Source organism: Pantoea sp. X-Soil-ISGK-275 (assembly GCF_059730795.1).
Genome location: NZ_AP035976.1, coordinates 2,573,298 through 2,590,801 on the forward strand (window position 1 = coordinate 2,573,298; position 17,504 = coordinate 2,590,801).

The 17,504-nt window shown below is 54.6% G+C and carries 20 protein-coding genes; 18 read left to right on the forward strand and 2 right to left on the reverse strand.

What is annotated here, in order from left to right:
- The first annotated feature begins 132 nt into the window (after positions 1-132).
- From fliF to AC6I8A_RS12135, 15 genes are all read left to right on the forward strand, one after another.
- A complete protein-coding gene (gene fliF, locus AC6I8A_RS12065; protein WP_192411595.1) occupies positions 133-1,863 on the forward strand; it encodes a flagellar basal-body MS-ring/collar protein FliF in 1,731 nt (576 codons plus the stop codon).
- Positions 1,860-2,852, forward strand: coding sequence for a flagellar motor switch protein FliG (fliG, locus tag AC6I8A_RS12070; protein ID WP_101763955.1), 993 nt, complete (start codon positions 1,860-1,862; stop codon positions 2,850-2,852). Before fliF ends, fliG begins: the two co-directional genes overlap by 4 nt.
- The gene (gene fliH / locus AC6I8A_RS12075; protein WP_137386041.1) at positions 2,845-3,546 is read left to right on the forward strand and encodes a flagellar assembly protein FliH; all 702 of its coding nucleotides are present in this window, start codon (positions 2,845-2,847) and stop codon (positions 3,544-3,546) included. Before fliG ends, fliH begins: the two co-directional genes overlap by 8 nt.
- Positions 3,546-4,910 carry a flagellar protein export ATPase FliI gene (fliI, locus tag AC6I8A_RS12080; RefSeq protein ID WP_008105395.1) on the forward strand — a complete coding sequence of 455 codons (1,365 nt, stop codon included), beginning with the start codon at positions 3,546-3,548 and terminating at the stop codon, positions 4,908-4,910. Before fliH ends, fliI begins: the two co-directional genes overlap by 1 nt.
- Positions 4,911-4,929: 19 nt before the next feature.
- The gene (fliJ, locus tag AC6I8A_RS12085; RefSeq protein WP_008105396.1) at positions 4,930-5,373 is read left to right on the forward strand and encodes a flagellar export protein FliJ; all 444 of its coding nucleotides are present in this window, start codon (positions 4,930-4,932) and stop codon (positions 5,371-5,373) included.
- The gene (locus AC6I8A_RS12090) at positions 5,370-6,632 is read left to right on the forward strand and encodes a flagellar hook-length control protein FliK (RefSeq protein WP_497818564.1); all 1,263 of its coding nucleotides are present in this window, start codon (positions 5,370-5,372) and stop codon (positions 6,630-6,632) included. Before fliJ ends, AC6I8A_RS12090 begins: the two co-directional genes overlap by 4 nt.
- 129 nt (positions 6,633-6,761) lie before the next feature.
- A complete protein-coding gene (gene fliL / locus AC6I8A_RS12095) occupies positions 6,762-7,247 on the forward strand; it encodes a flagellar basal body-associated protein FliL (protein ID WP_176970358.1) in 486 nt (161 codons plus the stop codon).
- A 4-nt stretch (positions 7,248-7,251) separates the two neighbouring features.
- A complete protein-coding gene (fliM, locus tag AC6I8A_RS12100) occupies positions 7,252-8,259 on the forward strand; it encodes a flagellar motor switch protein FliM (RefSeq protein ID WP_008105401.1) in 1,008 nt (335 codons plus the stop codon).
- Entirely contained in the window at positions 8,252-8,662 is a 411-nt protein-coding gene (fliN, locus tag AC6I8A_RS12105) for a flagellar motor switch protein FliN (protein ID WP_008105402.1), read from the forward strand. The genes fliM and fliN overlap by 8 nt, the downstream gene beginning before the upstream one ends.
- Before the next feature lie 2 nt (positions 8,663-8,664).
- A complete protein-coding gene (fliO, locus tag AC6I8A_RS12110) occupies positions 8,665-9,060 on the forward strand; it encodes a flagellar biosynthetic protein FliO (RefSeq protein ID WP_256696750.1) in 396 nt (131 codons plus the stop codon).
- Positions 9,060-9,791, forward strand: coding sequence for a flagellar type III secretion system pore protein FliP (fliP, locus tag AC6I8A_RS12115; protein WP_154190575.1), 732 nt, complete (start codon positions 9,060-9,062; stop codon positions 9,789-9,791). Before fliO ends, fliP begins: the two co-directional genes overlap by 1 nt.
- Positions 9,792-9,816: 25 nt before the next feature.
- The gene (gene fliQ, locus AC6I8A_RS12120; protein WP_008105408.1) at positions 9,817-10,086 is read left to right on the forward strand and encodes a flagellar biosynthesis protein FliQ; all 270 of its coding nucleotides are present in this window, start codon (positions 9,817-9,819) and stop codon (positions 10,084-10,086) included.
- Positions 10,086-10,874, forward strand: coding sequence for a flagellar biosynthetic protein FliR (fliR, locus tag AC6I8A_RS12125; RefSeq protein ID WP_256696751.1), 789 nt, complete (start codon positions 10,086-10,088; stop codon positions 10,872-10,874). Before fliQ ends, fliR begins: the two co-directional genes overlap by 1 nt.
- A 629-nt stretch (positions 10,875-11,503) precedes the next feature.
- Positions 11,504-12,139 carry a transcriptional regulator RcsA gene (rcsA, locus tag AC6I8A_RS12130; protein ID WP_008105413.1) on the forward strand — a complete coding sequence of 212 codons (636 nt, stop codon included), beginning with the start codon at positions 11,504-11,506 and terminating at the stop codon, positions 12,137-12,139.
- Between the two features lie 142 nt (positions 12,140-12,281).
- Complete coding sequence (locus AC6I8A_RS12135) at positions 12,282-13,985, forward strand: methyl-accepting chemotaxis protein (protein ID WP_265297546.1); 1,704 nt, start codon at positions 12,282-12,284, stop codon at positions 13,983-13,985.
- A 124-nt stretch (positions 13,986-14,109) separates the two neighbouring features.
- Here AC6I8A_RS12135 and dsrB read toward each other — a convergent pair whose 3' ends face one another.
- Together dsrB and AC6I8A_RS12145 are read right to left on the reverse strand one after the other, a co-directional pair.
- Complete coding sequence (dsrB, locus tag AC6I8A_RS12140; protein ID WP_008105417.1) at positions 14,110-14,304, reverse strand: protein DsrB; 195 nt, start codon at positions 14,302-14,304, stop codon at positions 14,110-14,112.
- A gap of 68 nt (positions 14,305-14,372) precedes the next feature.
- Positions 14,373-14,531 carry a YqaE/Pmp3 family membrane protein gene (locus tag AC6I8A_RS12145; RefSeq protein ID WP_007891469.1) on the reverse strand — a complete coding sequence of 53 codons (159 nt, stop codon included), beginning with the start codon at positions 14,529-14,531 and terminating at the stop codon, positions 14,373-14,375.
- 314 nt (positions 14,532-14,845) lie between these two features.
- Here AC6I8A_RS12145 and AC6I8A_RS12150 point away from each other — a divergent pair, with 314 nt between their 5' ends.
- The 3 genes from AC6I8A_RS12150 (at position 14,846) to AC6I8A_RS12160 (ending at position 17,475) form a co-directional block, all read left to right on the forward strand.
- Positions 14,846-15,079 carry a DUF2525 domain-containing protein gene (locus AC6I8A_RS12150; RefSeq protein WP_256696753.1) on the forward strand — a complete coding sequence of 78 codons (234 nt, stop codon included), beginning with the start codon at positions 14,846-14,848 and terminating at the stop codon, positions 15,077-15,079.
- A 358-nt stretch (positions 15,080-15,437) separates the two neighbouring features.
- A complete protein-coding gene (locus AC6I8A_RS12155) occupies positions 15,438-16,229 on the forward strand; it encodes a mannosyl-3-phosphoglycerate phosphatase-related protein (RefSeq protein WP_436332803.1) in 792 nt (263 codons plus the stop codon).
- A 25-nt stretch (positions 16,230-16,254) separates the two neighbouring features.
- Complete coding sequence (locus AC6I8A_RS12160) at positions 16,255-17,475, forward strand: glycosyltransferase family protein (protein WP_008105424.1); 1,221 nt, start codon at positions 16,255-16,257, stop codon at positions 17,473-17,475.
- The last annotated feature ends 29 nt before the right edge of the window (positions 17,476-17,504 follow it).

Here is a 17,504-nt window from a genome sequence, read left to right on the forward strand (position 1 = left end):
CATCAAATAATGCCTGCCAATAAGTGGAATTTAATTTTTCTCCTCTCCCGGTTTTAGGGGAGAAGTCTTCAGGGAGTACGTTTTGTCACCACAACACCTCACCCGATCAATAATGTCAGGCAGGAATCGGTCATGAATGCGAGTGCAGCCGCTACACAGGATACAGCTAAGAAAGGCTTCAATGACCTTCTCGCCCGCCTGCGCGCCAATCCGCGTATTCCCTTAATTATCGCCGCTGCTGCGGTTATCGCAGTGGTGTTTGCGTTGGTGCTGTGGGCAAAGGCGCCAGATTATCGCGTGCTTTATAACAATCTCTCCGATGAGGATGGTGGCGCGATTGTCACGCAGCTGACGCAAATGAACATCCCTTACCAGTTCGCCGATAACGGTGGAGCACTGATGGTGCCCGCCGATAAAGTGCATGAGCTGCGTCTGCGTCTGGCGCAACAAGGTCTGCCGAAAGGCGGCAACGTTGGCTTCGAACTGATGGACAAAGAGAAGTTCGGTATCAGCCAGTTCAGCGAGCAGATTAACTATCAGCGTGCGCTGGAAGGTGAACTGTCGCGCACTATCGAAACGCTCGGTCCAGTGAAGAGCGTACGTGTGCATCTGGCGATGCCAAAACCAACCTTGTTCGTGCGTGAGCAGAAAGCCCCTTCTGCCTCAGTGACGCTGAACCTGCAGCCAGGCCGCGCTTTAGATGAAGGCCAGATTCAGGCCATTCAGCATATGGTTTCCAGCAGCGTGGCCGGTTTACCGCCGGGCAACGTGACCGTTGTCGATCAGGCCGGTCGTCTGTTGACCCGCTCTGACAGCGAAGGTCGCGACCTGAATGACGCGCAACTGAAATATGCGTCTGAAGTGGAAGCGCGCTTCCAGCAGCGTATCGAAGCGATCCTCAATCCGATTGTCGGTCAGGGCAATGTGCATGCGCAGGTGACGGCGCAAATCAACTTCGACCGCAGCGAGCAGACCGACGAGAAATACCAGCCGAACGCCAATCCTAACAACAGCGCGGTGCGTTCACGCCAGACCAGCAACTCCGAACAGAATGGCAGCCCGTATCCAGGCGGCGTGCCGGGTGCATTGTCGAATCAGCCTGCGCCAGCCAATACCGCGCCGGTGACCAATCCGCCAACAAATAACAACAATAATGCCAACGGCCAAAACGCCAACGCGCAAACCGCCAATGCGCAGAATAACGGCAGCACCACCAGCACCGCACAGCCTTCTGGCCCGAGCAGCTCAACGCGCAACGACACGGTGAACTATGAGCTGGACCGCACCATTCGTCATACCAAGCTGAACGTCGGCGATGTGCAGCGCCTGTCGGTTGCCGTGGTGGTGAACTACCGCGACGACGGTAAAGGCAAAGCGGTGGCGCTTAACGAGCAGCAGATCAAGCAGATTGAAGATTTAACCCGTGAAGCGATGGGCTATTCACAAACCCGTGGCGACAGCGTCAACGTGGTGAACTCACAGTTCAACATGACCGAGCCAAGCGGTGGCGACCTGCCATTCTGGCAGCAGCAATCATTCTTCGATCAGTTGATGACTGCCGGTCGCTGGCTGCTGGTGGCGTTGGTTGGCTTCATCCTCTATCGCAAGCTGGTTCGTCCACAGCTGATGCGTAAGAAAGAGCAGGAGAAGGCTGCGGCTGAAGCGCTGGCGGCACGCTCTGCGGCCATGGAAGAAGAAGAAGCCTTTAACGTTCAGCTCAGCAAAGACGAGCTGGATCAGGAGCGTAAATCTACTAACCGCATGAGCGCCGAGGTGATGAGCCAGCGTATCCGCGACATGTCTGAAAACGATCCGCGCGTCGTCGCGCTGGTTATCCGCGAATGGATGAGTAAAGAACTATGAGTCTGACCGGTACAGAAAAAAGCGCCATCCTGATGATGACCATTGGCGAAGAGCGCGCGGCGGAGGTGTTCAAACATCTCAATCAGCGTGAAGTTCAGCACCTGAGTGGCGCCATGGCCAACATGCGCCAGGTATCTCATAAGCAGCTGACTGAAGTGCTGCGCGAGTTCGAAGCCGATGCCGAACAGTTTGCGGCGCTGAGCCTCAACTCCAACGATTATCTGCGTTCGGTGCTGATCAAAGCGTTGGGCGAGGAGCGAGCTTCAAGCCTGCTGGAAGATATTCTCGAGAAAAACGAGACCACCAGCGGTATGGAAACGCTCAACTTCATGGAGCCACAGGCGGCCGCCGACCTTATTCGCGACGAGCATCCGCAGATTATCGCCACCATCCTTGTCCACCTCAAACGTGGCCAGGCGGCGGATATTCTGGCGCTGTTCGACGAGCGTCTGCGTCACGATGTGATGCTGCGTATCGCCACCTTCGGCGGTGTCCAGCCGGCGGCGCTGGCGGAACTGACCGAAGTACTGAATGGCCTGCTCGACGGCACCAACCTCAAGCGCGCGAAGATGGGCGGCGTGAGAACGGCAGCAGAAATTATCAACCTGATGAAAACCCAGCAGGAAGAAGCGGTTATCGAAGCAGTACGCGACTTCGATGGCGAGCTGGCACAGAAGATCATCGACGAGATGTTCCTGTTCGAAAACCTGGTGGAAGTGGACGACCGCAGCATCCAGCGCCTGTTGCAGGAAGTGGAATCCGAGCAGTTGCTGGTGGCATTGAAAGGTGCCGAGCAGCCGCTGCGCGAGAAGTTCCTCAAAAACATGTCCGCCCGTGCAGCCGATATCCTGCGCGACGATCTGGCCAACCGGGGTCCGGTCCGTATGTCGGCGGTGGAGAACGAACAGAAGGCGATTCTTCTGGTGGTGCGCCGCTTAGCAGAATCCGGCGAGATGGTCATTGGTGGTGGCGAGGAAACCTATGTCTGATGCCTTTTCCGCCCGCGCGTGGCAGCGCTGGCAGCCTGATGATTTAGGCAGCCCGTTCGGCGCCGAACCGGAGCCTCAGCTTGAGGAGCCCGAGATCGATGTTGAACTGAGCGCCGAAGCGGAACAGCAGCAGCAGCTGGAACGCATGCAGCAGCAGATGCGTAAAGATGCGCAGACGCAAGGCTACAGCGAAGGCTATCAGAAAGGTTTCGCCGAAGCGCAACAGAACGGTTATGACGCCGGTTTCCAGCAAGGCTTAGCCGATGCGCAGCAGCAGCAAGCGCCGCTGCAGGCACGCATGCAGCAGCTGGTGACCGAGTTCCATCACACGCTGGAAGCGCTCGACAGCGTGATCGCTTCTCGTTTGATGCAGCTGGCACTGGAAGCTGCACGCACGGTGATTGGCCAGGCCACGCAGGTGGACGGCACCGCCCTGCTGCGTCAAATCCAGCAGTTGATTCAGCAGGAACCGATGTTCAGCGGCAAACCGCAGCTGCGCGTCCATCCTGACGATTTACAGCGCATCGAGCAGACGCTCGGTCCTACGCTGGATCTTCACGGCTGGCGCTTGCTGGCCGACAGCACGCTGCATCCTGGCGGCTGTAAGCTTAGCGCCGAAGATGGCGACCTTGATGCGAGCGTGGCAACACGCTGGCAGGAATTGTGCCGCCTGGCCGCTCCGGGGACACTGTAATGACCTCCTCACGCCTTTCACGCTGGCTCGGCGCGCTTGACGCCTTCGAAGAGCGTATTTCACAGGTGCAAACCGTGCGTCGCTACGGCCGCCTGACGCGCGCCACCGGTTTGGTGCTGGAGGCCACCGGCCTGCAACTGCCGCTCGGCGCAACCTGCATTATTGAACGTACCGATGGCAGCAAGATCACTGAAGTGGAGAGTGAAGTGGTCGGCTTCAACGGCCAGAAACTGTTAATGATGCCGCTGGAAGAAGTGGACGGCATTTTGCCAGGCGCACGCGTTTATGCGCGCGTCAGTGGCGACAGCGGGCACAGTGGCAAGCAGATGCTGCTGGGCCCGGAACTATTGGGTCGCGTCCTCGACGGCAGTGGCAAACCGCTGGATGGTTTGCCGGCGCCGGAAACCGGCTATCGCGCCCCGCTGATCACCGCACCGTTTAACCCGCTGCAACGTACGCCGATTGAAGATGTGCTGGATACCGGCGTGCGCGCCATCAACGCCCTGCTCACCGTGGGTCGCGGTCAACGTATGGGCCTGTTCGCGGGTTCCGGCGTCGGTAAAAGCGTGCTGCTCGGCATGATGGCGCGTTACACCAAAGCCGATGTGATCGTGGTGGGTTTAATTGGTGAACGTGGTCGTGAAGTTAAAGAGTTCATTGAAAACATTCTCGGTGCCGAAGGCCGCGCGCGTTCGGTAGTGATCGCCGCACCCGCAGACGTCTCGCCGCTATTACGTATGCAGGGTGCTGCGTATGCCACGCGTATCGCCGAAGATTTCCGCGATCGCGGCCAGCACGTGCTGCTGATTATGGATTCCCTCACCCGCTACGCCATGGCGCAACGTGAAATCGCGCTGGCCATCGGTGAGCCGCCAGCGACCAAAGGTTATCCGCCTTCGGTGTTCGCCAAACTGCCCGCGCTGGTGGAACGTGCCGGTAATGGTACGCACGGCGGCGGTTCGATCACCGCGTTTTATACCGTGTTGACGGAAGGCGACGATCAGCAAGACCCGATTGCCGACTCGGCGCGTGCGATTCTGGACGGCCACATTGTGCTGTCGCGTCGTCTGGCAGAAGCCGGTCACTATCCGGCGATTGATATTGAAGCGTCGATCAGCCGCGCCATGACCTCATTAATTGATGAGACGCACTATGCGCGCGTGCGCCAGTTCAAACAGTTGCTCTCCAGCTTCCAGCGTAACCGCGATCTGGTGAGTGTGGGTGCGTATGCCGCAGGCAGCGATCCGATGCTGGACCGCGCCATCAAGCTCTATCCCGAGATGGAAGCTTTCCTGCATCAGGGCATTTTCGAACGCAGCGACTACGACGATGCCTGTTTGCATCTGCAGGCGATGTTCGGTTAACGCCAAACGAGGTTAAGTCATGAAAACGGCCAGTGCGATCAACAAGCTGCGCGATATGGCGGAGCAGGAATTGGAGAGTGCGGTGATTCACCTCGGCGATATGCGTCGTGGTGTGCAGCAGGCCGACGAACAACTCAGCATGCTGCTGGATTATCAGGATGAGTACCGCAACAAGCTCAATCAGGATATGTCCGGCGGCATCGCCAGCACGCGCTGGACCAATTATCACCAGTTTATTCAGACGCTGGAAAAAGCCATCGAACAGCATCGCCAACAGCTTTCCCAGTGGAATCAGCGCCTTGATACCGCGCTGAGCAACTGGCGTGAAAAGCATAAGCGACTCAATGCTTATCAAACGCTGATTACGCGCGCTGAGGAAAACGCATTACGACAAGAAAACCGTCTCGATCAGAAACGGATGGATGAATTTGCCCAACGGGCCGCATTGAGGAAAGGCGAATGATTACGCTGCCAACAGTTGCTACGCAAACCTCGGTTTTGGGAGACGCTGACAGTTCAGTTTCCTCCGATCTTTTGCAGGGCACAGATAACCTGCCACAGGGATTTATTACTGAACTCGGCAACCGCTTGCTGACGCTGGTAAAGCAACAAGCTGTTAACACGCAATCGACTGATCTGACAGCAGAAGTTGATGAAAAAGACGTCAGTAAAGCCTCGTTAAGCGCGTTATTACAGGCGCTAGAGAAACCAGATGCGTTAAACGCACTTTTACAGCCGGAAAACACTAAAGCCACGCTGAAATCAGCCGATGATAAAGACAAGAGTGAGGCAAGTTCGTTAACTGCCAGCGACTTACAGAATGTGCAGGCGTTATTCGCCATGTTGCCGGTAGCGGTTGAGAACCGCACCAGCACAGCCATGGTAAGCAGCACGGGCGAAGGCAAAACTGACACTCGCGCTTCGCTTAATGCAGCATTGTTAAGCGGTTCGCTGGCCGGTGCAGTAAAAGAAGAGCAAGCGCAGCCGGATGGTGCACAGAATAAATCCAGCGATGCTGGAACGCGCTTAACGCAAACGGCTGCCAACACGCAGATCAGCAGCAGCGTCAACACCACCGCCAGTACCAGCAGCGGCTTGACGCTGGATGAGAGTTTTAAGCAGGTGCTGAATGCGCTGAGTAAGCCGGAAGAGCGCACCGCCGCACAGAACAGTGATGACCCGGTGGCGCCATTCACCAGCGCCCCCCTGAGCGCCACCAGTTCGCTGGTGAGCAGCACTGCCTCGACCAGCACCACGCCGTCGACGCCCATGCTGAATGCGCAGCTCGGCAGCAGTGAGTGGCAGCAGGCGCTGAGTCAGCAGATTGTGATGTTTAGCCGCAACGGGCAGCAGAACGCCGAATTGCGTTTACATCCACAGGATCTGGGCGCTATCCAGATTAGCCTGACCCTTGACAAGGATCAGGCACAATTAAGTATGGTTTCCAGCCACAGCCAAGTGAGGGCCGCGCTGGAAGCGGCTCTCCCTCAGCTGCGTACAGCGCTGGCGGAGAGCGGAATAAACCTGGGACAGAGTAACGTCAGCAGCGACGCCTTCGCACAGGGCCAGAGTTATCAGGGCCAGCAGGAAGGACGTCGTGACGGACAGCACGGCAGCTTTACCCTCTCCCAGGACAGTGACAACGAGATAACGCCTATTGCCGTCCCGGCAGCCCTTCAAGCGCGCGCGGCCGGTAACGGCGCTGTCGATATCTTTGCCTGACAGCCGCTAAACGCTGAAGGTAAGCGTAAAACCCGCGTCTTTTCTTCCCATTGTTTGACTTAAGACGCGGGATAATCTGTCCAGGTAAGCCGAGAGGCTTGCCCATAATTCACAGGAAGTAACTGCAAGATGTCTGATAACGCGAAAGCTAAAGGCCGCAAACGTTCACTACTACTACCGGTGTTACTGATTGTAACGCTGGCCGCTTGCAGCGTGGCAGGCTATGCAGTCTGGCGAATGATGAATAAACACGAAGGCAGCCAACCGGACGCGGCGAAAGTCGAGCCACCGGCTGCTCCCGTATTTTTTGCAATGGATACGTTTACAGTAAACCTGGTCAATCCTGACAACGATCCCGACCGTGTGCTGTACGTGGGTTTCACCCTGCGTCTGCCCGATGAGGATACCCGTCGTCGGTTGAACGATTACCTGCCGGAAGTGCGCAGCCGTCTGCTGTTACTGCTTTCACGTCAAAGCGCGACGGCACTGGCAACAGAGCAAGGCAAACAGGCCCTGGTTGAGCAGATCAAACAGGCACTGGCGCCGCCGCTGGTAAAAGGTCAACCGGCTCAGGTTGTCAATGACGTGCTGTTTACCGCCTTCATTTTGAGGTGATTTAATGGGCGATAGCATTCTCTCCCAGGCTGAGATTGACGCGCTGCTTAATGGCGACAGTGACAGCGCGGAAGTAGAGAACAGTTCCAAAGGGACCGATGGCGACATCCGTCCCTATGATCCCAATACTCAGCGCCGCGTCGTACGTGAGCGTCTGCAGGCGCTGGAGATCATCAACGAGCGCTTTGCCCGTCATTTCCGTATGGCGCTGTTTAACCTGCTGCGCCGTAGCCCCGATATTAGTGTGGGTGCGATCAAAATTCAGCCGTACCACGAGTTCGCCCGCAACCTGCCGGTGCCAACCAACCTGAACCTGATCCACCTGAAGCCGCTGCGCGGCACGGCGCTGGTGGTGTTTTCACCGAGCCTGGTATTTATTGCTGTCGATAACCTGTTTGGCGGCGACGGTCGTTTTCCGACCAAAGTTGAAGGCCGTGAATTTACCCATACCGAACAGCGCGTAATTCGCCGCATGTTGAAGCTGGCGCTGGATGGTTATAGCGACGCATGGAAAGCGATTTATCCGCTGGAAGTCGAGTATGTGCGTTCTGAGATGCAGGTGAAATTCACCAACATCACCACTTCACCGAACGACATCGTGGTTAACACGCCGTTCCAGGTGGAGATTGGTAACCTGGTCGGTGAATTCAATATCTGTATTCCGTTTTCAATGATTGAGCCGCTGCGCGAGCTGCTGGTCAATCCGCCACTGGAAAACTCACGTCGTGAAGATAATCACTGGCGCGACAATCTGGTGAAACAGGTGCAGCACTCGGAGCTGGAGCTGATTGCCCACTTCGCCGAAACATCGCTGCGCCTGTCACGTATTTTGCAGCTAAAACCTGGTGACGTCCTGCCCATTGAGAAGCCGGACCGCATCATTGCTCACGTCGATGGCGTGCCGGTGCTGACTAGCCAATACGGCACCATCAATGGCCAGTATGCCCTGCGTGTAGAACATTTGATTAACCCGATTTTGAATTCGCTGAACGAGGAACAGCCCGATGAGTGACAGCAAGAAACCGTCCGACGACGACATCTCCGCGGACGATCTGTGGGCTGCAGCTATGAACGAACAAACCACCACCAGCGCGCCAGATCCGACTGAAAATGTCTTCAAATCGCTGGAGAATCCTGGCATCAGCGGTTCGCTGCAGGATATCGATCTGATCATGGATATTCCGGTCAAACTGACCGTGGAACTGGGTCGCACCAAAATGACCATCAAAGAGCTGCTGCGCTTGACGCAGGGTTCAGTGGTGGCGCTGGATGGCCTGGCCGGTGAACCGCTGGATATTCTGATTAATGGCTATCTGATCGCACAGGGTGAAGTGGTGGTGGTGAACGACAAATATGGCGTGCGCATCACCGACATCATTACCCCGTCTGAACGTATGCGTCGTCTGAGCCGTTAAGCATGTTAAAGCACACGCAAGCGGAACAACCGGTAGCGAGCCAGCCGGTGGTCTCTACCGGTTCGGTGATTGGCCAGGTCAGCAGCGTGCTGGCGGTGATTGTTCTGCTGATTCTCGGCTGCGGCTGGCTGGCGAAACGTCTCGGCTTTGCGCCGAAAACGGTGACCGGCCAGGCGCTGAAAGTCAGCGCCACCGTGCAGGTGGGTCAGCGCGAGCGTGTGGTGATTGTCGATACCGCCGATGCGCGTCTGGTGTTGGGCGTCACCGCCCAACAGATTACGCATTTGCACTCGTTACCGCCGCTGCCGCCGGAAGAACTGGCGAATAGCAGCGCTACCCCGCAGGATTTTCGCCAGCTGTTCCAGAATCTGGTTAAACGTCCCGGAAAACCCCAATGATGCGTCGATTCCTTGCTCTTCTACCGCTGCTGTTGCTGGCACCGGTTGCCCATGCGCAGCTGCCAGGTTTAATCAGCCAGCCGCTGGCCAATGGCGGCCAGAGCTGGTCGCTGCCGGTGCAGACGCTGGTTTTCATCACCTCGCTGACCTTTATTCCGGCCGTACTGCTGATGATGACCAGCTTTACACGCATCATCATTGTGTTTGGCTTACTGCGTAACGCCCTCGGCACGCCATCTGCGCCGCCTAACCAGGTGCTGCTCGGCCTGGCGCTGTTTCTGACCTTCTTTATTATGGCGCCGACCTTCGACAAAATTTATTCCGACGCCTATCTGCCGTTCAGCCAGGACAAAATCAGCATGGCGGACGCGATTGATAAAGGTGCACAGCCGCTGCGTGAATTTATGCTGCGCCAAACGCGCGAAGCCGATTTAGCGCTGTTTGCGCGTCTGGCCAACACCGCGCCGATTCAGGGTCCGGAAGCGGTACCGATGCGCATTCTGCTGCCGGCGTATGTCACCAGCGAACTGAAAACCGCCTTCCAGATTGGTTTCACCGTGTTTATCCCCTTCCTGATCATCGACCTGGTGGTCGCCAGCGTGCTGATGGCGCTGGGGATGATGATGGTGCCGCCGGCGACTATTTCCCTGCCGTTCAAGCTGATGCTGTTCGTGCTGGTGGATGGCTGGCAGCTGCTGGTGGGTTCACTGGCGCAAAGTTTCTACTCGTAACCCGACATTTCCCGAGGAGTGCAACATGACACCTGAATCAGTAATGGTTATGGGCCAGGAAGCAATGCGCGTCGCGCTGCTGATGGCCGCGCCGATGTTGCTGGTGGCGTTGATCAGCGGTTTGATCATCAGCGTGCTGCAAGCCGCGACCCAGATTAACGAACAAACGCTCTCCTTTATCCCGAAGATTCTAGCCGTTGCCGCTACCGCAGTGATCGCCGGTCCGTGGATGCTGAATCTGATGCTGGATTACATTCGCACGCTGTTTAGCAATCTGCCGTACATCATTGGCTAATGATTAACCTCGACAGCAGCCAGCTGATCCATTGGGTCGCACAATTCTTCTGGCCGATGGTGCGTTTGCTGGCGCTGTTTGCCAGCGCGCCGGTGCTAAGCGAAAAATCGATTCCCAAGCGCGTTAAGATTGGCCTCGCGGTATTAACCACCTGGATCATCCTGCCGGTGCTGCCGCCGGTGGAAGCCACATTATTTACGCCCGCCGGATTTTGGTTACTGCTGCAACAGTTGCTGATTGGCGTAAGCATCGGCCTGACCATGCAGTTCGCCTTTGCCGCAGTGCGCATGGCGGGTGAAGTGATTGGTTTGCAGATGGGTTTGTCCTTCGCCACTTTCTTCGATCCGGGCAGCCGCCTGAACATGCCGGTGCTGGCGCGTTTTCTCGATATGCTGGCGATGCTGTTGTTTCTCACCTTCAACGGACACCTGTGGCTGATCTCGCTATTGGTGGACAGTTTTCACACCTTGCCGATCAGCGATCAGCCGCTTAACGCCAATGCCTTTATGGCATTGGTGAAATCCGCCGGATTAATTTTCCTTAATGGCATGATGTTAGCGCTGCCCTTAATAGTTCTACTCCTCACGCTAAACATGGCACTAGGTTTGTTAAACCGTGTTTCACCTCAGCTCTCCATTTTCGCGGTTGGCTTCCCGATTACCTTAACGGTGGGCATCCTCAGCGTGGGGTTGATGATGCCGCTGCTTGCTCCCTTCTGCGAACATCTGTTCAGCGAAGTCTTTGATTTACTCGCCCAGTTTGTGTCAGAACTTTCCCGCGGCAGTTGATTAACTATTCTATAGATGTTCTTAAGTAATACTTAAGCAACCAAAAACTGTCTGTGCATTTTCTGAACCATATTTCTCAGAAATCAACTGAGGAAATTCTGATAAATGCGCATTTTTGGTGAAAATTATTCTTATTAAACCGCGCTTCGCGTATTTTAGTCAGACGATTCCTAAGGGGCTGAACCTTGTGAATTGGTTGATGAAATGCTCAAAGGGCTGTTTTTAAACAAAAAAAATTTCAAAGCGATTTTTCTTGTCTAAATCCCTTTTTTCCGGCATTGTCAACGCTCGCTGAAGCGTCATACTTTCGCTAAACAAATGTTTTTAAGATTTGTCCTATCAGATTTGTCTGTGATCTGCGCGATAGTGACAGGGCTCTCAAAACAGAGCGAATTAAACACTTAATGCAAATCCTCAGCTATTCCCACTATGGCTGAGATGAGAGTGACGTGGATGTACTATAAAAATAACTTCGCAGCACGGTTCAGGGAAGAGTCATGATGGCGCATGGATAACTATCGCCAATCTGCCGAGCAGAATAAAAAAGTGTCTTTGGAAATTTCTCTCGTACCGCAAACGCGTATTCATCGTTGATTTAAACGGATAACAAATTGGTGAGGGTCGCTATAATGCCAACGATTATTATGGATTCATGTAATTACACACGCCTGGGTTTGTCTGACTATATGTCTGCGAAAGGAGTTAAAAAGAAAAATATTACTCCTGTCTCTGACATCGACCAATTGCAACAAAGATGTGAGCAAATAAAGCCGGGCGTCGTGTTTATCAACGAAGAGTGCTTTATTCACGAATCTGATTCAAGCGATCGTATTCGTGCTATTATCATGCAGCATCCTGATACCTTATTCTTTATTTTCATGGCGATCTCGAATATCCATTTTGAGGAATATCTCTACGTTCGTAAGAACCTGATTATTACGTCAAAATCGATAAAAACTTCGACACTGGATTCTTTGTTAGGCACCTACCTGCAAAAGAAACTCAACGCGTCGCCACGTATTTCTGCTGGGCTCGACGTTCATCCACTGACATTAAGTCAGACTGAATCAAATATGCTGAAAATGTGGATGTCAGGTCATGACACCATTCAGATATCTGAGAACATGCAAATTAAAGCTAAAACCGTTTCGTCACATAAAGGTAATATTAAACGTAAAATTAAAACCCATAATAAGCAGGTTATTTATCATGTCGTACGTCTGACTGATAATGTCACCTCAGGGATTTATGTTAACGTGCGATAATTTCCTTTAGTGAATAAAGGGGCCAATCCAGCGATTGGCCCCTTTCTCGTTTTGCGAGTTTGATCTCACTTTCCTGCCTAATCCTTTCCCCTCGCCTGCCGATGCTTATTCTCATAACACCTACCTACATGAGAGCAAGGATATGAAAACAGCATCGATTGATGAGCAATATAAGCTCAGCATCTGGCAGAACCTGCGCCTGATGCCTTTGTTCAGTATGATCTTTGGTGGCATTCTGCTGCTTTTTGCCCTGTGCATTGGACTCGCCAGCTACTTTTTGATTCAGAGTAATAACTCCCTCAATGATGCTACGGAAGAAATTCAAATCCGCATGGGCATCTCCAATAGTTCTAACCATCTGCGCACTGCGCGACTGAATGTGCTGCAATCCGGTGCCGCCGCGCGTATTGGCGAGATGGAGGGTTATCGTGCCGATTTAGCGCGCACCGAGACGCGTATTAAACAAGCGCGCGAAGGTTTTAAACTCTATATGGATCGCAAGGCGAAAACGCCGGCGGATATTGCTCTCGATGAACCGCTGACCGCCAGCTTCAATGCCTATATTGATAAAGGTCTCAAGCCGATGATTGAATCGGCTAAACAGGGCAGCTTCGAAGGCATTGTGGCGCAGGAAACTGACGTCACGCGCAAACTGGATGATGCCTACAACGCCGTGCTGCTGAAGGCGATTAAAATCCGTACTGACCGCGCCGAAGCGATTAATGCCGCAGCGGCACATCAATCACGCGTCGGCTTTATTGCGATGGCTATCGCATTTGTCGCCGCATTAGTGTTAGTGCTGTTGACCTTCGTGTTCCTGCGTCGCGTGGTGATTAACCCGCTGCGCCAATCCGTTGACCGCATCGAACGTATTGCGCAAGGCGATTTGACCGCGCCGGAGCAAGCCTATGGCCGCAGCGAGATTGGAAGCTTGCTGCATAACCTGCAACTGATGCAGGCATCGCTGGTGCGTACCGTAGGCACGGTGCGTGAAGGTGCGGTGGCGATTTATCAGGGTTCCAGTGAGATCTCAGCCGGTAACACCGACCTCTCATCACGTACCGAAGAGCAAGCCTCAGCGCTGGAGCAAACCGCCGCCAGCATGGAGCAGCTTACTGCAACGGTGAAACAGAACGCCGAGAACGCGCATCACGCCAGTCAGCTGGCTGCTGATGCCTCTGGCAAAGCACGCAGCGGCGGCGATCTGGTGAGCGGCGTGGTGCAAACCATGACCAACATTTCTGGCAGCTCGAAGAAGATTGCCGAGATCACCAACGTCATCAACAGCATCGCCTTCCAGACCAACATTCTGGCGCTGAATGCCGCCGTTGAAGCGGCGCGTGCCGGTGAGCAAGGCCGTGGTTTTGCCGTGGTAGCCAGCGAAGTGCGTAATCTGGCACAGCGCAGTGCGCAGGCGGCAAAAGAAATTGAAACGCTGATCGCGGAATCAGTGGGTTTGATTACCAACGGTTCACGCCAGGTCGGTGAAGCCGGTAGTACCATGGGCGAGATTGTTGAAGCGGTGCGGCGCGTCACGGACATTATGGCGGAGATTGCTGCCGCGTCGGATGAGCAGAGCCGTGGCATACAGCAGGTGAGCCTGGCGGTGACCGAGATGGATAACGTGACGCAGCAGAACGCCTCGCTGGTTGAGGAAGCCTCTTCGGCAGCGGCTTCGCTGGAAGATCAGGCCGGCCGATTGACGCAGGCGGTAGCGGTGTTCCGTTTGAATGATGCGCCAGTTGCGCAGGTGGCTAAAGCGGCGCAGTCCGCGTTGCGTACGCCGAATCTGGCGCCGCGTCCGGCATTGGCGACGTCGGGAAATGATAACTGGGAGACGTTTTGATTTGAGGTAGTGCGCGTTGTCCCTCACCCCGGCCCTCTCCCACACGTGGGAGAGGGAGTGGATGGTGCGCCGATCTGTCCCCTCTCCCGCTGGCGGGAGAGGGTTAGGGTGAGGGAAAAATCAATCAAGCCCCTTCATACGGCTCCACAAACACCCCTTCGGCATGATCGCTTTCATTAAAGAACCAAATCCCCAGCGGGTAATCTTCCAACGCCACCAGATACATGGTGCCCTCATTGAATGCTTCCACTGCCAGCACCGTACCCACACGACGCGGGCCGCCGTCGGTTTTAACCGTAACGCGATCGTTCACCTTCATTGATTACTCTCCACAAATTGTCCTGCGACACAGTTTAACGGAAGATAATCAACACTGCCTGATCGCGATCAGCGTCGTGCGATAACCCACACCGCATGAACGATACCTGGAATGTAGCCGCACAGCGTCAGCAGGATATTAAGCCAGAACGCCCCGCCGAACCCGACCTGCAAGAATACGCCCAGCGGCGGTACCAAAATGGCGATGACAATACGTAAAAAGTCCATATTCACTCCCTGATATCACTTAACAATCAATCGCTAAGCATAGACGCTGTTACGCACTGTGCATTTAAAGGCAGGTAAAACTCTGTCAAGACGCACTTTTTCGCTTTCTTAACGTTTCATAGAGAGACTTTTGACGCGGGCTGCTCGTACACTTCTCCTCACTGCACCAACCCCAAAGGCGCAGTCAACCTAAAAGTAACAAGGATTTTTGCCCGCGCAGCGCGGGCTTTTTTTTGCCTGCAATTTGCCCGCGACGCCCTCTTTTCAGCACCGTCTATACTGTTAACTCATCCAATCGCCTCTGGGAGGGCGCTATGACGACGGCAAAAGAGTACAGCGAGAATGTGCAGCGCGAAGTCAATATTGATGTCGAAGCGCTGCTGGAGGCGATTCAGAAGAAATCGTCGGGCGAGATACAAGAGTTTATGGCAGCCGAAAATGCCCATCGCGTTAACGTGAACGGCGAGGCGTATGGCTCTTACACTGAGTTAGCGGAAGCTTTCGAACTCGACATTCGCGACTTCGCCATCAGTGAAGTGAACCGCTGAAATCGATTTCAAAAAAATACCCGGCGGGATGGCCGGGTAAAATAAATCAGTCAATTCGTTACACCAGGGAATTCTTAACACCCGGTCAGATTACGCTTTAGTTCGATTAAGACAAGTCTCATCCCTGCATGTAAATCGAACAATTTTGTATAACCATTCATGCGAATCGCACTGCGTCCCGCGTCACGACTGGTTTCAGCTGTGCACAAAATGTGCATCGCGCGTCCCATCGCGTCTGCTGTTTAAGAATTATCCTGGATGTCGCTGGCCGGGTCGCCGGAAAAAGTGTGATCGTGATTCCGCTATTATACTGATTACTCTTCGCTTTACGGATGCCACTGGCGTAAGGAGTGTGATGATGCTGAGTCTTACCTCTTCCCTGATGATCGTTACCGATCTTGATGGCTCATTACTGGATCATCATGACTACAACTGGGATGCGGCCAGTGAATGGCTGGCGCGTCTGAAACAACATCAGATTCCGCTGGTGATTTGTTCCAGCAAAACGGCGGCAGAGATTATTCCACTACAAAAGAAGCTGGGCGTTGCTGGCGCACCTTTTATTGCTGAAAACGGTGCGCGCGTGACGTTCGGCGGAGAACAGACGCCGCCGACAGAAACCAGCGCCAACTATCACGCGCTGTGCCAGACGCTGCACACATTGCAGGCGCGGTTCCGTTTTAATGGCTTTCATGAATTTAGCGATGCCGAAGTGGCACGCTTTACCGGTTTAACCCTCACCGAAGCCAGCCAAAGCCGCCTGCGCGAAGCGTCGGAAGTGGTGCTGTGGCGCGATGATGAATACCGTTTGCAGGAGTTCCGTGAGGCGCTTGCCGAGCACCATCTGGCGTTAACCCAGGGCGGACGATTCTGGCATGTGATGCCCGCCGGTACCGGCAAAGGCATCGCGCTGGCGGAAATCCAGCAGCATCTTGCCGCGCAAGAAGGAGAATCGCGCATCATCATCGGCCTGGGCGATGGCCCCAACGATGTGCCGATGCTGGAGCGCGTTGATTATGCCGTGGTGATCAAAGGCTTCAGCAAAACGCCGGTAGAACTGCAACGCACCGATACCGAGAACGTTTACCACACCGCGCACGTCGGTCCGCAGGGCTGGCGTGAAGGTCTGGACTATTTTCTTGCCGAGTAACGGCCTTTAACCAGAGGATGAGACGATGAGTGATTTTTACCAGAATGGTGTCATTACTAATTTCCATAATCTCACCCACCGCAGCGTCGAATCGCTGGAAAAGGAGATGGTGCGTTTCTCACGCAAACGCAAAATGGGGCTGATTTTGCCGTCGTTGTTTTCGGAACTGGAAGGCCCGGCACTGGATAATATTGTTAATGAACTGGCGAAAGTGCCCTATCTGGATGAGATTGTGATTGGCCTCGACCGCGCCGATCGCGACCAATTTCTCTTTGCGCGCGAGTTCTTCTCCCGCCTGCCGCAGCGCCATCGCATTTTGTGGAACGACGGCCCGCGCCTGAAAGCGCTGGACGCCGAACTGGATAAAGAGGGTTTGTCACCGAGCCAACCCGGTAAAGGCCGCAATGTGTGGTTCTGTACCGGCTACACATTGGCTTCGGATCGTACCCAATGCGTGGCGCTACACGACTGCGATATCGTCACCTACGAACGCGGCATGCTGGCACGTTTGCTCTATCCGCTGGCCAATCCGTCGTTTCAGTATGAGTTCTGCAAAGGCTTTTATGCGCGCGTAGCCGATGGCAAGCTGAATGGCCGCGTTGGTCGTTTGCTGGTGGGTCCGCTGCTGCGCTCCTTGCAGAAAGTCTACGGTCACTCGGAATACCTCGATTACCTCACCAGTTTTCGCTATCCGCTCTCTGGCGAGTTTGCCATGCGCACGCACGTGCTCAACGGCATCAAGATTCCGGGCGATTGGGGATTAGAGATTGGCGTGCTGTCGGAGATTTACCGCAACTACACCACGCGCCAGACCTGTCAGGTAGAGATTGCCGATAATTACGACCACAAACATCAGCCGCTGGCCGAAGATGATGGCACCGGCGGATTGAAACGCATGAGTAATGACATCGTGCAGTCGCTGCTGCGTAAGCTGGCAACCATGGGCGTGCCGCTCACCAGCGATTCGTTCCGCGTGTTGAAAGCCACTTACTACCGCAATGCGCTGGATATGATGGAGATCTACAACCACGAAGCCACCATGAACGGCCTCAAGTTTGATCAGCACATTGAAGAAGCGGCGGTGGAAATGTTCACTCAGGCGATTCTCGATGCCGGACAAGCCTTTATTGAGCGTCCGAACGAGAAACCGTTTATTCCCAGCTGGAGCCGTGTGCAATCCGCTTTCCCGGATATTCTGCAGCGTATTTATCAGGCGGTGGAAGAGGATAACGACGGCAAGGTGTGATGCAGGGTTGAACCACATTCGGGACGACT

Excerpts from the sequence above, each read along its gene's own strand:
- fliF (WP_192411595.1), top strand. The coding sequence starts at position 133 with ATGAATGCGAGTGCAGCCGCTACACAGGATACAGCTAAGAAAGGCTTC.
- fliG (WP_101763955.1), top strand. The coding sequence starts at position 1,860 with ATGAGTCTGACCGGTACAGAAAAAAGCGCCATCCTGATGATGACCATT.
- fliH (WP_137386041.1), top strand. The coding sequence starts at position 2,845 with ATGTCTGATGCCTTTTCCGCCCGCGCGTGGCAGCGCTGGCAGCCTGAT.
- fliI (WP_008105395.1), top strand. The coding sequence starts at position 3,546 with ATGACCTCCTCACGCCTTTCACGCTGGCTCGGCGCGCTTGACGCCTTC.
- fliJ (WP_008105396.1), top strand. The coding sequence starts at position 4,930 with ATGAAAACGGCCAGTGCGATCAACAAGCTGCGCGATATGGCGGAGCAG.
- AC6I8A_RS12090 (WP_497818564.1), top strand. The coding sequence starts at position 5,370 with ATGATTACGCTGCCAACAGTTGCTACGCAAACCTCGGTTTTGGGAGAC.
- fliL (WP_176970358.1), top strand. The coding sequence starts at position 6,762 with ATGTCTGATAACGCGAAAGCTAAAGGCCGCAAACGTTCACTACTACTA.
- fliM (WP_008105401.1), top strand. The coding sequence starts at position 7,252 with ATGGGCGATAGCATTCTCTCCCAGGCTGAGATTGACGCGCTGCTTAAT.
- fliN (WP_008105402.1), top strand. The coding sequence starts at position 8,252 with ATGAGTGACAGCAAGAAACCGTCCGACGACGACATCTCCGCGGACGAT.
- fliO (WP_256696750.1), top strand. The coding sequence starts at position 8,665 with ATGTTAAAGCACACGCAAGCGGAACAACCGGTAGCGAGCCAGCCGGTG.
- fliP (WP_154190575.1), top strand. The coding sequence starts at position 9,060 with ATGCGTCGATTCCTTGCTCTTCTACCGCTGCTGTTGCTGGCACCGGTT.
- fliQ (WP_008105408.1), top strand. The coding sequence starts at position 9,817 with ATGACACCTGAATCAGTAATGGTTATGGGCCAGGAAGCAATGCGCGTC.
- fliR (WP_256696751.1), top strand. The coding sequence starts at position 10,086 with ATGATTAACCTCGACAGCAGCCAGCTGATCCATTGGGTCGCACAATTC.
- rcsA (WP_008105413.1), top strand. The coding sequence starts at position 11,504 with ATGCCAACGATTATTATGGATTCATGTAATTACACACGCCTGGGTTTG.
- AC6I8A_RS12135 (WP_265297546.1), top strand. The coding sequence starts at position 12,282 with ATGAAAACAGCATCGATTGATGAGCAATATAAGCTCAGCATCTGGCAG.
- dsrB (WP_008105417.1), bottom strand. The coding sequence starts at position 14,304 with ATGAAGGTGAACGATCGCGTTACGGTTAAAACCGACGGCGGCCCGCGT.
- AC6I8A_RS12145 (WP_007891469.1), bottom strand. The coding sequence starts at position 14,531 with ATGGACTTTTTACGTATTGTCATCGCCATTTTGGTACCGCCGCTGGGC.
- AC6I8A_RS12150 (WP_256696753.1), top strand. The coding sequence starts at position 14,846 with ATGACGACGGCAAAAGAGTACAGCGAGAATGTGCAGCGCGAAGTCAAT.
- AC6I8A_RS12155 (WP_436332803.1), top strand. The coding sequence starts at position 15,438 with ATGCTGAGTCTTACCTCTTCCCTGATGATCGTTACCGATCTTGATGGC.
- AC6I8A_RS12160 (WP_008105424.1), top strand. The coding sequence starts at position 16,255 with ATGAGTGATTTTTACCAGAATGGTGTCATTACTAATTTCCATAATCTC.